15 protein-coding genes and 1 riboswitch are annotated in these 14,774 nt (G+C 54.6%); of the genes, 6 read left to right on the top strand and 9 right to left on the bottom strand.

All coding sequences use genetic code 11. From position 1 onward, the window contains the following. Positions 1-80: 80 nt before the first annotated feature. The 8 genes from PDUR_RS01885 to PDUR_RS28470 all read right to left on the bottom strand — a co-directional run bounded on the left by PDUR_RS01885 (position 81) and on the right by PDUR_RS28470 (position 6,528). Positions 81-446, bottom strand: coding sequence for an ArsR/SmtB family transcription factor (locus PDUR_RS01885; protein WP_036594420.1), 366 nt, complete (start codon positions 444-446; stop codon positions 81-83). Positions 447-641: 195 nt separating this feature from the next. Then, positions 642-1,379 carry an ABC transporter permease gene (locus PDUR_RS01880; RefSeq protein WP_042204842.1) on the bottom strand — a complete coding sequence of 246 codons (738 nt, stop codon included), beginning with the start codon at positions 1,377-1,379 and terminating at the stop codon, positions 642-644. 4 nt (positions 1,380-1,383) lie between these two features. Then, positions 1,384-2,097 carry an ABC transporter permease gene (locus PDUR_RS01875; RefSeq protein ID WP_330217235.1) on the bottom strand — a complete coding sequence of 238 codons (714 nt, stop codon included), beginning with the start codon at positions 2,095-2,097 and terminating at the stop codon, positions 1,384-1,386. Continuing rightward, positions 2,097-3,005 carry an ABC transporter ATP-binding protein gene (locus PDUR_RS01870; RefSeq protein WP_042204840.1) on the bottom strand — a complete coding sequence of 303 codons (909 nt, stop codon included), beginning with the start codon at positions 3,003-3,005 and terminating at the stop codon, positions 2,097-2,099. The genes PDUR_RS01875 and PDUR_RS01870 overlap by 1 nt, the downstream gene beginning before the upstream one ends. A 63-nt stretch (positions 3,006-3,068) precedes the next feature. Beyond that, the gene (locus PDUR_RS01865; RefSeq protein WP_233277461.1) at positions 3,069-4,478 is read right to left on the bottom strand and encodes a HAMP domain-containing sensor histidine kinase; all 1,410 of its coding nucleotides are present in this window, start codon (positions 4,476-4,478) and stop codon (positions 3,069-3,071) included. Between the two features lie 50 nt (positions 4,479-4,528). Continuing rightward, the gene (locus tag PDUR_RS01860; protein WP_042204838.1) at positions 4,529-5,203 is read right to left on the bottom strand and encodes a response regulator transcription factor; all 675 of its coding nucleotides are present in this window, start codon (positions 5,201-5,203) and stop codon (positions 4,529-4,531) included. Between the two features lie 80 nt (positions 5,204-5,283). Beyond that, positions 5,284-6,327, bottom strand: a complete 1,044-nt coding sequence (locus PDUR_RS01855; protein ID WP_042204837.1) for an EAL domain-containing protein — start codon at positions 6,325-6,327, stop codon at positions 5,284-5,286. Between the two features lie 45 nt (positions 6,328-6,372). Continuing rightward, entirely contained in the window at positions 6,373-6,528 is a 156-nt protein-coding gene (locus PDUR_RS28470; protein ID WP_156130240.1) for a hypothetical protein, read from the bottom strand. Positions 6,529-6,654: 126 nt separating this feature from the next. Then, positions 6,655-6,767: riboswitch (TPP riboswitch) on the top strand. Between the two features lie 199 nt (positions 6,768-6,966). Here PDUR_RS28470 and PDUR_RS01850 point away from each other — a divergent pair. The 6 genes from PDUR_RS01850 (at position 6,967) to PDUR_RS26980 (ending at position 12,190) form a co-directional block, all read left to right on the top strand. Further along, on the top strand, positions 6,967-8,034 hold the full coding sequence (locus tag PDUR_RS01850) for an ABC transporter substrate-binding protein (RefSeq protein WP_042204836.1): 1,068 nt from the start codon (positions 6,967-6,969) through the stop codon (positions 8,032-8,034). A gap of 65 nt (positions 8,035-8,099) precedes the next feature. Next, positions 8,100-8,393 carry a thiamine-binding protein gene (locus tag PDUR_RS01845; RefSeq protein ID WP_025332850.1) on the top strand — a complete coding sequence of 98 codons (294 nt, stop codon included), beginning with the start codon at positions 8,100-8,102 and terminating at the stop codon, positions 8,391-8,393. Further along, positions 8,390-9,151, top strand: coding sequence for an ABC transporter permease (locus tag PDUR_RS01840; RefSeq protein ID WP_042204835.1), 762 nt, complete (start codon positions 8,390-8,392; stop codon positions 9,149-9,151). The genes PDUR_RS01845 and PDUR_RS01840 overlap by 4 nt, the downstream gene beginning before the upstream one ends. 187 nt (positions 9,152-9,338) lie before the next feature. Beyond that, complete coding sequence (locus PDUR_RS01835) at positions 9,339-10,109, top strand: ABC transporter ATP-binding protein (protein ID WP_042208966.1); 771 nt, start codon at positions 9,339-9,341, stop codon at positions 10,107-10,109. Positions 10,110-10,506: 397 nt separating this feature from the next. Continuing rightward, complete coding sequence (locus PDUR_RS01830; RefSeq protein ID WP_042204834.1) at positions 10,507-11,322, top strand: HipA family kinase; 816 nt, start codon at positions 10,507-10,509, stop codon at positions 11,320-11,322. 1 nt (position 11,323) lies between these two features. Then, a complete protein-coding gene (locus tag PDUR_RS26980; RefSeq protein WP_052409928.1) occupies positions 11,324-12,190 on the top strand; it encodes a DUF3037 domain-containing protein in 867 nt (288 codons plus the stop codon). An 86-nt stretch (positions 12,191-12,276) separates the two neighbouring features. Here PDUR_RS26980 and PDUR_RS01820 read toward each other — a convergent pair whose 3' ends face one another. Beyond that, a complete protein-coding gene (locus PDUR_RS01820) occupies positions 12,277-14,733 on the bottom strand; it encodes a heavy metal translocating P-type ATPase (RefSeq protein WP_042204832.1) in 2,457 nt (818 codons plus the stop codon). Between the last annotated feature and the right edge of the window lie 41 nt (positions 14,734-14,774).

Here is a 14,774-nt window from a genome sequence, read left to right as displayed (position 1 = left end):
AACGGCAGCAGACCGAAAGGGTCTCCTGCCGTTTTGCTTGCTTATTTTAGAAGGTACAATCCGCACCCTTATTCCTGTTCCTATTCGTGTCTGATATGCTCATGCGTCTGCAAAAAGATCTGCTCGACATGCGCGTCATTCAGCGAATAAAATACGGTCTTGCCTTCTTTACGCCGCTTCACGATCCGCAAGTTCCGCAAATAGCGAAGCTGGTGGGACACCGCCGACTGGCCCATGTCCAAAATAGCTGACAGATCATGCACACAAAGCTCCTGGCGGGATAATGCGTAAATCAGCCTAACCCTTGTCGGATCGCCGAGCGCCTTGAACAGTTCCGCCATCTTGTCGGTCGTCGCCCTTTCCGGCAGGGTTAACCGGATATTCTCGGGAGAAACCTCCGAGCCGTTACAGGTATTGTCGCATTCTTCGATAGCCGCCGGTTTCATCTGCTTAACCTCCTTGCAGCGAGGTCCGGTCTGGCCAGCCGCCGCTCTTAGACCATTATAAGAAAAAAAGAGGGCGAATGTCCATTAATGAGACCTGACCGGCCATAACTCCGCCCATTCTTAAAGCCTGGGAGAACGGCGGCGAATGGCAAAAGCTCCGGATTTGCCGTCATCCGGCAGACTGTTCTAACCGGTTCATACCGCCTTGCGGCGGAAAGACAGCAGACCTGCTGCGAAAAAGATGACAAAGCTGCCCAGCACGACGATTAGCAGGCTCTCAAGCGGCAGATTGAACGCTCCACGGTCCGCCTGCCCATGGGGAAGCATGGCTAGCAGCGGCTGTACCCATGGATAATAAGGGCCGTAGGTGGCCGAGTTCGCAATTAAAATATTGGGCAGCGTAAAGCTGACGTTCAGCGCAAGCGGAGCGGCGAAGCTGCTCCACGCCTGGGAAACGGTCATTTGGAGCGCCGCAAGCGGCAGGCAGGCTACAAAGCTGGCAGTAATGCTTCTGACGAGCAGTTCCCAAGGAATGGGAGCCCCGATTCCTCGGAATAATCCCGTTCCGATGACCGCGGCCATGAAGACGGCCTGGGTCGCTGCGAGCAGCAGAGCAGCCATCGTAAACTTGGCGATGTATACAGCCGTCCGCGAGACCGGCAGCGCCAGCAGCGCCTTCCAGCCGCCGTCCAGATGCTCGTGACGGCACAGCATGGCGGCGTACAGCCCGGACAGGATCGGCAGAAACAATGCAGCGTGAAGCATCGACATAACCGTAAGCAGTATCGTCCAATCCAGCTTTCCGCCCTTCGGAGAGGCGGCGAACAGCCCCATCAGCACCGCAGCGGCTGGACTGGCCAGTACAAGCAGCCATATATAGGAGCCGGACAGCTTCAGTCTTTCGGCTGACAGAATTCTTAGAAACATCTTCATACTGTCAGCTCACATCCTTCCTTGCGAAATGCGCCGCTCCCGGCAGCAGTACCAGCAGGCCCAGCGCAAGTCCCGCCCCCGCAAAATAAAGACGGTTCGGACCGCTCCACGCGAGGTACGGCCAGTTAATCGGCAGCCACTCCGATAGGGTGGTCGTAAAAGGCGACACAATAGCGCAAATCACGCCGATTGAAACCGGCAGCGCCTGGTTCCGGAAGGCCAGCGACAGCCACAGCTGAAGCGCGATAAAGGGCATAACGGCGGCGCAGGACAGAAAGCCGATGCGCAGAATGTCATAGACCGGAATTGCGGAAGCCCCAAAGCCGAAAATGAGACCGAGCGCCGTGACGAAGCCGGAGAGCAGCAGACAGGACACGGCCAGCAGCAGCAGGCATAGCAGAAGCTTGGATACGAACACCGCTATGCGCGAGACCGGCAGGGCGAGAAGCTGCTTCCACGCGCTGGTCTGGTGCTCAATATTGGACATTAGGGAACAGACCAGCGTACCGCCAAGAAAAAGCGCCACAGGTACAAACTGCACGGTGTTATCCAGCAGTCCGCCCCACAAGTCCCCGGCATATGTCTTCTTCATATAATCGAAGCGGAGTCCGAAATTGAGCGCCTGCAGCGCTGTAACGCCGAGGGGTCCCACAAGCACCAGAAGCCAGAGGCCCTTGCCCCGGATTTTCAGCCAATCGGCTGCGAGCAGCCTGCTCATCACAGCCCCTCCCTTTCCACAACCTGCAGAAAGAATTCCTCAAGAGACTGCCGCTGCTCCTCTACCCGGTATATGGCGTGCCCTTGCTCTACCAGAGCCTTGACCAGCAAGGCGACCTGCGCATCGTTCATTCCGGAGAAGCGGAGCTCGCCTGTCCGCAGCATGCCGTCATATCCTCTGCGGCAGGCTTCCTCCAAAGCGGCCTCCGGCTCCGACACGACCAGCCGCATCTCTCCCGCCGAGCGCTGGCGGAGATGGGCAATCGTGTCCTGGTAGATCATCCGGCCTTGGCGGATGATGCCGACCGTTCCAGCCATGTGCTCGATTTCGCTCAGCAGATGGCTGGACACGAGCACGGTAATGCCGTGCTCCTGTGGCAGCGACATGATCAGGCTGCGGATCTCCTGAATGCCGGACGGGTCGAGCCCGTTCGTCGGCTCATCCAGAATGAGCAGCTCGGGGCTGCCGAGCAGCGCGGCGGCGATGCCGAGCCGCTGCTTCATCCCGAGCGAGAACCCCTTGACCGGACGCTTCTCCTCTCCGGTCAGGGAGACGATATCCAGCACCTCGGCGATGCGGCGTTTCGGCGCGCCGAGAATGCGGCGGATCGCCTCCAGGTTCTCCACCGCCGACAAATGGCCGTAGTAGGAAGGTGATTCGACAAGCGAGCCAACTCTCCGCAGAATGTCCAGTCTCTCCTTGCGGAGATCCTTGCCGAAGATTTCGACGCGCCCCTCCGTCGGCGCGATCAAACCGAGCAGCATACGGATCGTCGTCGTCTTGCCCGCGCCGTTCGGCCCGAGAAATCCGTAAATTTCTCCTCTCCCGATGCTCAGATCCAGGTGATCCACCGCCGTCCGGCCGCGATATTTTTTCACCAGTTCCGTCGTTTGTATAATCGTTTCCATGTCAATTCTTCACCTCGGTAACCAGCATACCGCCCCAAGGTTAAAGAAGACTGCCCGCGAAGTTTAAGTTTCGTTTAAATTATTCCGCTCTTTCGGAAAAATGAAGACCGAGGTGCCGTCCGGAGTGCTGTCCGCCGTCCACGCAAGCCCCATGCGGGACAGCAGCATATCGACTATGGCGAGTCCGAGACCCGCTCCTTTCACCGGAGAATCTTCGCCCATGCCCCGTCCGCGGTCGCGGATGACGACAGTGCGTGTGCCGCTGCGGTCCTCGGCGGCAATCCCGACGTAACCACCGTCCTTGGCATGGCGCATGATGTTCTGATGCAGATTGTCCAGCACACGCTTGAACCAGATCTCATCGACCTCCCAGTATAAGGGTTCGTCCTCCAGTTCAATGTCTACCTCCATGCCTTCCTTGGTCCATATCGGGTACCACGCTGCGGCGTTTTCCCGCAGCAGCCTGAGAATATCCTTGCGCTCCGGCGACAGCTTCACCCTGCCGCTTGCCAGCAGATTATAACTCAGCAGGTTGTCGATCAGAACGCCAAGGTCGGCGATGCGCTCATCCATCAGATTGAGCGATTCTCTTCCCTGCAAGGACAGCGGTTCCTTGCCGACCTCGAACAAATGACTGCGCACAACCGTAAGCGGTGTGCGCAGATCATGGGACAGATCGGCGATCAGCCGCTTGCGCAGCTCCTCTTCCTCCCACTCTCTGCGCCGGCTGTCCTTAAGCTCCGCAACCATCGTATTGAACGCCTCTTCCAGCAGACCCACCTCATCGGGCTTGCCCTTGGGAATTGCTGCCGGGAGGCCGTCCCTACCGTCAAGGGTCATCGCGGTCTGCAGCCGCAGCAGCCGCCTGCGGATTCTGGCGAAGAACAGCCAGGATACCGCCGCGAACCCGATGAACAGGACGAGCAGCACCGCAACATACCCCAAAGTCGGAAAACTGCTTATGTCTCTCCGCAGCACGGACCTCGGAACCGTCATGACCATGAAGCCTTCACCGGCATCGGAACGGTCGCCGATAAAAGCGACAATAGTCAGCGGATCACGGTTGATGCTTTCTTTCATAAAAGTGATCGACGAAGAAACCGTCCATGTCTCCGGGACGGAGGTCTCCTTGTCGGAGGCGCTCCCTCGCGCCTTCTTCTGCGCAGGGAGCGACAGCCGGGTAACCCCGCTTCCGTCCACCCAGAACATAGAAGCGTACTTGTAACTCCCGCTTAGTTCCCTTATGCGCGTGTCAATCTCCCGGGGAGACTTGCCCGCCAGCAGACGAGCCGCTTCATGCCAGCTGTTCTCCAAATTGGAAGTGCTGGAGTAGAGCGCCAGCTCGGACTTTGTTCTGTCATCCATCCGTAGCTCAATCCAGTTGCTGGAAAGGGAAACAAAGATGATATTAAGAGAAATGATAACGGGCAAGAACATTACGGCGGCCGCGATAATCAGCAGATACCGTGACATTAGTGACCTGCGGAATCCAGGAAGACGCCCTCGGGTTCTGTTCTTTTTTATCATGCCTTGACCCTGTATCCGATGCCCCGGACGGTCTCAATAATTTCCGGCGCTCCCGGGTCCTTCTCCAGCTTTTCGCGCAAATAACGGATATGTACCATCAGGGTCTTGTCCCCTTCCATATAGGGCTCACCCCAGACCGCTTCATAAATTTGCTCCTTGGTCATAATCTGGCCGAGATGGCGCAAGAGGTAAAAGAAAATCTGAAACTGCTTGCCCGTCAGCGGTATTTCCTCCCCGCTCTCCGCCTGAACAATCCGGTTCTCCTCTTCATAGACGGTCAGATGCCCAAGAGTTAGCGGCGAAGATGACACACTGCCCGCACGGCGCAGCAAAACCCCGATTCTCGCGGCCAGCTCATCCGGATGAAACGGTTTGGTTAAATAGTCGTCGGCGAACCCCAGACCCTGGAGCTTGTCGTCAATGGACGTTCTCGCTGAGAGCATCAGGATGGGAATGTCAGGAAAAACCTTCTTTAGCCGCTGGCCCACGGTGAATCCGTCCAATCCCGGCAGCATGACATCCAGAATAACCAGTTGGCATCCTTCCGCCTCTTCCACGGCCCGCTCTCCCGTCTGCAGCCAACGGACGGCATAGCCGCGGTCCTTCAGGTCTCGGGCAACGGGGCCGGCAATTTGCCGATCATCCTCGATATACAGCAAAGTGCCGCTCATGGCAGCACCCCCTCCTTATGCCTCGTACCGGCCGGACTTAATCAAACGGCTCCGGCGCGGGAAGGCGTTATTATTCTATATTAACTTATCCTGGCTGCATGCAGAAAATGGATCGGCGGAGTCGGAGCTGGCTTGCCAAACAGATAGCCCTGAGCCAAATGAATACCGAGCTCCCGGCAGAACTGAAATTCCTCCCGCCGCTCGATTCCTTCGGCCAGCACTTTACCGCCAAACTCTCCGGCCCGCTCCATAATCTCCTTAACGGCCTTCTGCTTGCTTGCATCCTGATCGCAAAAGCTGATCAGCCCCCGGTCAATCTTCACATAATCCGGCTGCAGGCTGGACATCACCTCTACCGTAGAGTAGCCCGCGCCGACATCGTCAAGCGCAACAAGAATGCCATGGCTGCGGCACTCGGCAAAAATATGGGTGAGATGCGAAATATCGCCGATTTCCTCCGTTTCCACCACCTCAAGCACAAAATCCTCCGGTCTCAGGCCCTGCTGCTGAATCGCCTCAAACGTATGGGTCAGACAGTACTCGGGATCGTAAATGGAAGAGGGCAGAAAATTGATGAACCGTTTAATTCCGTGAGGCAGCAGCCTGGCGCTGGCTTCAATGGCGGAAATGCGCGCGGCCCGGTCCAGAAAGGAATGAAATCCGCTTTCTCTTGCCACCTCAAAAAGGATATGCGGCTGAAACGGAGTACCTTGCGGCAGCGGCCGCAGCAAAAACTCAAAGCCGACAATCCGCTCGGAAGAATCGACAATCGGCTGCAAATAACTGCAAAATTCTTTATTGGCGATAATATCGATGAGTGAATGATTGCTAAAGCGGACCTGAAGCTGGGAGAGCGACATCCACCGTTCCAACTCGCTTGGAGGTTCTGTTCCGATTATGGATATGGTCAGAAGCGCCGCTTCCTTCGCGGATTCGATCAGTTTCATCACATTCAGCAGCTGTTCCCGGGTGCTGTAAGAAATCTCGCATACTTCTTCCTGATAAGATTTAATTTTAAAACCGGACGCTTGAACAGCGGATGCAAGTGAGGGAGATGCGCGCCGAATTTTTAGGATTCCCTTGTCTTCAATGGGTTCAATAGGGGAACAATGAATACAGTTCATGAACACCCTCCTTTGGGCCTACAAAAATGCAGCAACCTGAGGTCATTATAGCATGTTTTTCTGGAAAAGACGGAAATTCACCCCAAATAACCGCCACATTTCGCGTAATTTTTTTCCAAATCCCGATTTTTTAATTTCCCAGATTATTTCCCGGCAAAAGCTGCGCTTTTCTCTAATCCTTCGCACCGATGCTTCTGCCATTCACTGTTCCCTGCTGCATGGACAACGGTATTATAAATGACGGCTTCAGGATGGGCCGGGGCACTGGACAACTTCAGAGCCTTGCGTCTATAATTACAGCGTAAACAGCAAAGAATACCCGAAACTTCATAAACCTTGGGGTGCTGGAATTACGGCCGGCTGAGAGTGTATCCCGCAAGATACTGACCCTTATACCTGATCTGGATAATGCCAGCGTAGGAAAGCCTTAAGCGCGTGGTCCTGAAGGACTGCCGCCGTCATGCACTCCGCCGCGTCCCGAATGTTCAGGGGCGCTTTTTTGGCTTTTTCAGATTTGCGCAAACTCCCGTGGTCCGCCAAGCGGCTTCGTGATTTGCGGGTAAGCTTTAATGAAGACGGGAACACCTGCCGTTTCCGGCATCGGGCTTCGGGGCGGCAAGACAAAGGAGAGACGATATAATGGGAGTAAAAAAATGGTTAACACTGTCCCTGACCTGCCTGTTCATACTGACGGCGGCGGGATGCGGCGGCAATAATTCGGGAGGAAATGCCGGCGGCGCTCAGGGAACCCCTGCTTCCGCATCGCCGGGGGCTTCCGCTTCCGCCGAAAGCTCGCCCAAAGCGGCGACGCCGGTAAAGGTCGCGCTCGACTGGACGCCGAACACGAATCACACCGGACTGTATGTCGCCAAAGAGCTCGGCTACTATTCGGAGGAGGGCCTTGACGTCGATATTGTGCAGCCGGGAGCGGCGGGCGCGGATACGATGGTCACTTCGGGAGAAGCCGCCTTTGGCGTCGGTGCACAGGACTCTCTGACGATGGCGCGCATTCAGGGTGTTCCGCTCGTATCCATCGCGGCGATTATCCAGCATAACACGTCCGGCTTCGCGGCTCCGGTTGACCGGGGCATCAAGTCGCCGAAGGATTTTGAAGGCAAAACATACGGCGGCTGGGGATCACCGGTCGAAGAAGCTTCCATGAAGGCCATTATGGACCCGGTCGGCGGCGACGTGAAGAAGGTCAAGCAGGTGACGATCGGGGAAGCCGATTATTTTACGGCCGTTAAGCGTGACATTGACTTTGCCTGGATTTTCTACGCCTGGACCGGTATTGAAGCGAAGCTGCGCGGCGAGCCACTGGATATGCTCTATTTGAAGGATTACGCGCCGCAGCTCGATTACTATACGCCGGTGCTGACGACGAGCGAGAAGGAAATCGCCGAGAATCCAGAGGTGGTCAAAGCCTTTTTGAAGGCGACGTCCAAGGGTTATCAATATGCGATCGACCATCCGAAAGAGGCTGCGGATATTCTGATCAAGGCGGTTCCCGATCTTGACGCGAAGCTCGTTCAGGCCAGCCAGGAATGGCTCAGCCCGAAATACAAGGACGACGCCGCACGGTGGGGCGAGCAGAAGACCGAAGTATGGAAAAATTACGCCGACTGGATGTACGGACTGAAGCTGCTGGACAAGCCGCTTGCGGCCGATAAGGCGTTCACGAATGAGTTTTTGCCGGACGGGCAGTAAGTTTAATAGAATTAAAATCTTGATTCACGGGGTTCACAATTAATGACATGAAAGGATGATAGGGAATGGCAAGTACGCTGCTGAGCATTCAGGTGATTCCGAAAACGCCGGGAGGCGAAGATGTAATTCCTTATGTGGACAAGGCGATTGAGGTCATTCAGCGCTCCGGCGTGAAGCATCAGGTCAATGCGCTGGAGACGACGATGGAGGGCGAACTCGCCGACCTGCTCGAAATTGTCCGGGAGATGCAGGAGGCGCTGATCGAAGCGGGCTGCCCGAGCGTCATCTCGCAAGTCAAGATCGCCCATAACCCGGGCGGAATCAGCATGGACAAGCTGACGGAGAAATACCGCCCGTGAGTTCCAGGTGGAGACAAATCTGGCCGCCCCTTGTGGCGGTCATCTTGTTTTTGGCGCTGTGGCAGGTGTCGGTCTCCTGGTTCCATGTGGAAAAATGGATGCTGCCCGCTCCCACGGACATTTGGCGGGAAGGCATTGCCAGCGCCTCATCCCTTAAAGGGCATACGCTGGCGACGCTGCGGCTGACGATGATCGGCTTTCCGCTCGGCGTGGCTGCGGGCCTGATCTGCGCCGTACTTCTGCATATTGTGCCCTGGACGGCGCGCGCGCTCTACCCGCTGCTGATCTTAAGCCAGAACGTGCCGGTTATCGCGCTGGGTCCGCTGCTGGTGATCTGGTTCGGCTTCGGCCAGCTGCCGAAGATTATTCTCATTGTTCTCGTGTGCTTCTTCCCCGTGGCCGTCGCGGGCATGGGCGGGCTGGCCCAGACCGACCGCATGATGCTTCAATTCATGAAGATGGCGGGCGCCACGAGGCGGCAAATCTTCACCAAGCTGGAGCTGCCCCATGCGCTGCCCTCCCTGTTCTCCGGCATTAAAATATCCGCCGCCTACGCTGTAACGGGCGCCGTGGTGGCGGAGCTGATCGGCGGAAACAACGGGCTTGGCTACTATATGCAGATACAGAAATCGGCGTACCGTACAGACCGGATGTTCGTCGCCATTATTCTAAGCGTGCTGCTGAGCCTCTTGCTATTCGCCGCCGTTGTCCTGCTGGAGAAATGGCTGGTCCGCTGGAAGCCGCGGCGGGACGCATAGAAACGGTCGCACAGAACGTGTATAGACAAGCTGTATGAAAAAGAGTTATAGAAGGAGGCTGCTGAAGTTGACGCGTAAGATCTTTTCGTCTTCAGAGGGAGACTTGGAGGAAGGGCCGTCCCCTGGAGGCGGACACCCCCCTGTTTCCGGCGCGCCATCACCGGAGCCGGACCGCGATGCACCCGCACTGGAGGTCTCCGGCATCTTCAAATCATTCTCCCGGCGCGGGCTGAGCATTCCGGTGCTGGAGCAGGTGTCGCTGACGGTGAAGCGGCAGGAGTTCGTATCCATCATTGGCCCGTCGGGCTGCGGCAAGAGCACGCTCTTCCACATCATCGGCGGACTGGTTAAGCCGGATGCGGGCGCCGTGCGCATGAACGGCGCTCCGGTTACCGGGCAGCGGGGCAGCGTGAGCTACATGCCGCAGCAGCCGGCACTGTTTCCTTGGCGCAGCATCGAGGATAACGTGATTCTTGCCCGCGAGCTGAAGGGCGCGGCGCGAAGCGAAGCTCGCGAGGAAGCGCGGCGCTGGCTCGCGAAGGCCGGACTTGGCGGATTCGAGAAGGCGTATCCGCATATGCTGTCCGGCGGCATGCAGCAGCGCGCCGCCTTCCTGCGCGCGCTGCTCGCTCCCCAGGAGCTGATGCTCCTGGACGAGCCGTTCAGCGCGCTCGACGCCCTTACCCGCAGCGAGATGCAGCGCTGGCTGCTGGAGCTGTGGGAGGAGAACCGCCGCTCCGTGCTGTTCATCACGCACAGCATTGAAGAAGCGCTGCTGCTCTCCAGCCGCATCTATGTGTTCTCGGGGCGGCCGGGCACGCTGCTGCATACGGTCGAAGTGCCTTTCCCCCGGCCGCGCCGGGAGGAAATGACGGAGCATCCCGAGTTCTTACGGCTGAAACGGCAGCTGTCCGGGTGGATGCGGGAAGAACAGGCCAAGGGCGGTAATCCGGGTTGACGCCCAATAATACTCAAGTGTAAGAAGACTCAATTCTAAAATACAAAAAACTCCCCCGCAAAGAATCTTGCTGTTCTAAAAACCATTATCTCTTTGCGGATGATTTTACCCAACCTGTGTCTCAACCAACTCCTGCTTCACTTGTGCTCTTCATTACCCCTAGAGCTTTCTCCGAACTCTCGAAATATGACCATCATCTTTTTCTGATTTCGTTGTAATCTACCAGAATGGCACCGTACTTTCTGGTATGCGAAAGCTGCTACTTTTCAATTTAAATGATTTAATTTTCCGCTTAACGTAAAGCTATTGCTGCAAAAAATTGTCTTGTAATATATTCATATATTACTAGAATAAAGAATAACGAGCTCTAAGCATACGTTAAAAGTAGGTGCCAAAATTGCAAATTGTAAATGCGGTAAGACCGATAAAACCAGTTACTAATGGGGTAACTAAGCCGTTCATCATTCTTTGTGATGATGGAAATACATATTACACAAAGTTCCAACAAAATCCTGAGGGTCCAAGGGTTTTGGCCAATGAGTATGTTTGCGCCAAAATTGCTCATCAGCTTAAACTTCCTCTGGCCTCTCCTACTTTAATAAATGTTGATAAAGACTTTCTAAATCTTTATGAGCAAATAATTGCAGATCATATTGAGTGCGAAAGGGAAATTCATCCAGGGGTTCATTTTGGAACGAAACGGATTAACAAAACCTTTCCAATAGCTAACGCTAAAATGCTTGAACGCGCCTTGAACGTGACCATAGTTCCTGAAATCATACTATTTGACCAACTTATCCGTAATAATGACAGAGACTGCAACGGCGGGAATCTCCTGTTCGATCAATCGCAAATGAAAATAGTTGTTATTGATCATTCTCATGTTTTTGAAATAGGAGCGCTTTGGGATGCACAACAACTTGACATTAGAATCGGCGCTGACTTTCAACCATTTACTCAAAACGGATACATATTCAGAAAATTAGTACCGCATGTCAGAGGGTATAACCCGTTTGATAACATAATCGGGAAAATGTCGGGAATGACAGATCGTGATTTGTGGCATATTATTAAAACTATACCAGAAGAATGGTTAATAACTGATGCTGACAAAATCGCGCTACATGCATATTTGTGTGACCGTCTGCATAGAATAAAAGATGCTTTACCAATTCTTAAACCGATCTTGCCACAATGGAAAGGAGGGGGTTAACGTGGAGAAAATTTGTAAATTTGCAGTCCTTCGCTATGTTCCGGACGAGAACAGGGAAGAATTCATAAATATTGGGGTAGTTATGCATTCTCCAGGGGACAAATACATTGACTGTTTAATTACAAGCAATCTTTCCAGAGTTTCTACTTTTGACGACGAAATTGATATACCTTTTCTAAAAATAATTTTAAGCGGTGTTAAGGAGGATTTCTCAAAAAACTCTACAGTAACCGGCCCCTCCTATGAAGATATCGCCAACTTAAATTATTTGGAAAAAGCTACTTCAATCTATGTAAATCAACTTCAGTTTTCCAAAATACAATTATTCAGATCAGCAGACTTTGAAACCGACCTGAATAATCTCTTTAAAACTTATGTGCATTTTGAAGTTCAGAAAAAATCAAGGCTCACGGAACAAGAAGTGAAGTCAATTATGAATAAAGTTATTAAGAACAAACCCACTAACGCGATCCTAGAGAAAAACTTAAAAGTAGATTTGGGAGATGAACTGATTGAATTGGATTACGCCTATGTTACAAGAAAAGAACGAGTAAAAATAGTTAAAACCTTTTCTTTTGACTACACTCAAAGAGGAAGTAAACAAGCTTCTCAAGTAGCGAAAGAATGGGCATACAATTTTAGTAAGATAAAAGAAGCATCTAAATTAGAGAAACAATTCGATACGCATAATATAGATCTTACAACTTTAATTTACGTTAAAGATTTAACTAAAAACATAAAAATTGCCCTGGACATATTAAACGAGGAAACAATAACTTTTCAAGCCAGATCGCTAACGCAAATTGAAGACTTTGCGGATCGAATGGTCAAAGAAATGAAAGTAATAGATACAAAAATAAATATGTAATAAAAGTCAAAGACTGCCTCAAATCAAAAATGATAAGGGCAGTCTTTTTGAATTCAATATACTTTATATAAAAGGATGATTATTTTCTATAACTTTACCCGCTGCAGCCGCAGCGCATTCAGCACGACCGAAACCGAACTGAACGCCATCGCCGCGCCCGCCAGCCAGGGCGCGAGGAATCCCAGCGCGGCTACCGGAATGCCGATCGTATTGTAGCCGAGCGCCCAGAACAGATTCTGCTTGATGTTGCCCATCGTCTTGCGGCTCATCTTGATGGCGTCGGCGATGGCCTTGAGATCGCCGCGCATCAGCGTAATATCCGCCGCTTCCATCGCCACGTCGGTCCCGGTGCCGACCGCCATGCCGATATCGGCGGTCGCCAGCGCCGGCGCATCGTTGATGCCGTCGCCGACCATCGCCACCTTCACGCCGTCCGCCTGAAGCTTCCGCACCACCTCGGCTTTGCCTTCGGGCAGCACTTCGGCCATCACCCGGTCAATACCGGCCTCGGCCGCGATGGCCCGTGCCGTCCGCTCATTGTCGCCGGTGATCATCACGACATCGATCCCCATGCCCCGCAGAGCCGCCACGGCTTCGCGCGAGGTCGGCTTAATCGTATCCGCGACGGCTACGACTCCTGCGCACTCGCCGTCCACCGCAACCAGCATCGCCGTCTTGCCCTGCTGCTCCAGATCATTCATGGCGTCAAGCCAGCGGGCGGCGTCGACGCCGTTCTCCTCCATCATCCGGCGCGTGCCGACGATGATCTCCCTGCCCTGGATGGCCGCCTTGATACCCCGTCCGGGTACATTGACGAAGCTTCCGGCGTCGCCTAACGCGAGCCCCTTCTCCGCCGCGCCTGCGGCTACCGCCTCGGCCAGCGGATGCTCCGACAGCTTCTCGGCGGCGGCGGCAAGCGACAGCAGAGCGTCTTCCGGAGCCAGTTCCGGCGTACCCTTAAAGTCCGGCGATACCAGCACGTCTGTAAGCACCGGCTTGCCGCTCGTCACAGTGCCCGTCTTGTCGAGCACGACGAGCTGAATGCCCTGCGCGGCTTCCAGATGCTCGCCGCCCTTGAACAGGATGCCAAGCTCCGCAGCCCTTCCGGAGCCGGCCATAATCGAGGTCGGCGTAGCCAAGCCCAGCGCGCAGGGACAGGCGATAACGAGCACGGCAATCCCTTTCTCCAAGGCTTCGGCGAACTGTCCCGGAGCCGCCCACAGATACCAGATCAGGAATGTCAGCACGGCGATGGCCACCACAATCGGCACGAAGATGCCGGAAATGACATCCGCCACCCGCTGAATCGGCGCCTTGGAACCCTGCGCTTCCTCGACCACGCGGATAATCTGGGCAAGCGCCGTATCACGTCCAACCTTGCGGGCTTTGATCTTCAGCATACCGTTCTTGTTCAACGTCGCTCCGATTACAGGGTCGCCCGGCTTCTTCTCCACCGGAATACTCTCGCCCGTAAGCATGGATTCATCTACGGATGACAAGCCTTCAGTCACTTCGCCGTCGACGGGAATCTTGGTGCCCGGCTTCACGAGTACGATATCCCCGATAACGACTTCCTCAACGGGAACGCTAATCTCCGTTCCTTCACGGATCACAAGCGCCGTCTTGGCCTGCAGGCCCATCAGGCTGCGGATGGCGTTAGAGGAGCGGCCCTTCGCCAGCGCCTCGAACCATTTGCCGACCAGAATGAGCGTGATCAGCACAGCTCCGGTCTCATAGTACATTTCAACCGTATGATTCATGCCATTCATACGCAGGGAATCGAGCGTTAGGTACAAGCTGTAAAAATAAGCGGCCGACGTGCCCAGCGCCACCAGAACATCCATATTGGCGCTTCCGTTGCGGAGCGCCTTGTAGGCGCCGACATAGAACTGCCAGCCGATTATGAACTGCACCGGGGTAGCCAGAGCAAGCTGGAACCACGGATTCATGAACATCTCCGGCACGGGAATCCAGGAAGTGAACGAGAAATGCCCGACCATCGCCCACAGAAGCGGCAGAGACAATAGCGCCGAAATCATCCATTTGGTCCGCTTGCGGCTGATTTCAAGCTCCCGCCGGTCAGCGGTTTCCTTCCGGTCTTCCTTGAGCGAGGCTTTATAACCGATCGAGTCGACCTTGGCAATGATGTCCTGGAGAGTAATCATCCCCGGGGTATATTCCACATGCGCCGTTTCAAGCGCAAGGTTAACATTGACTCCGGCAATGCCCGGCATCTTGCCGAGCACCTTCTCAATCCGGGCCGAGCAGGCGGCGCAGGTCATACCGGAAATATCGAAGTCCGCCGCTTCCTTCACCGTGTCGTAGCCGAGCGAGCGGATCTTCTCCTCAATCTTAGGCATGCTGACAACCTTCGGATCGAAGCCCACGGACGCCTGCTCCAGCGCTAGATTGACATTCGCCCGGGAGACGCCTTCCATGCGGGCAATCCCTTTCTCGATCCGCGCCGCGCAGGCGGAGCAGGTCATGCCCGTAATCTGCAAGGTCGCCTGTTCCTCTACGGGTGCCACTGCTGTTTCCTCCATAAGATCACATCCTTTTAGATACCCACAGGGGGTATGCGAAT

Origin of the sequence: Paenibacillus durus, from assembly GCF_000756615.1 — a bacterium.
Lineage (GTDB): Bacteria > Bacillota > Bacilli > Paenibacillales > Paenibacillaceae > Paenibacillus_AQ > Paenibacillus_AQ durus.
The sequence above is the reverse complement of the archived record's forward strand: the minus strand, read 5'-3'. Positions and strand labels throughout refer to the sequence as shown.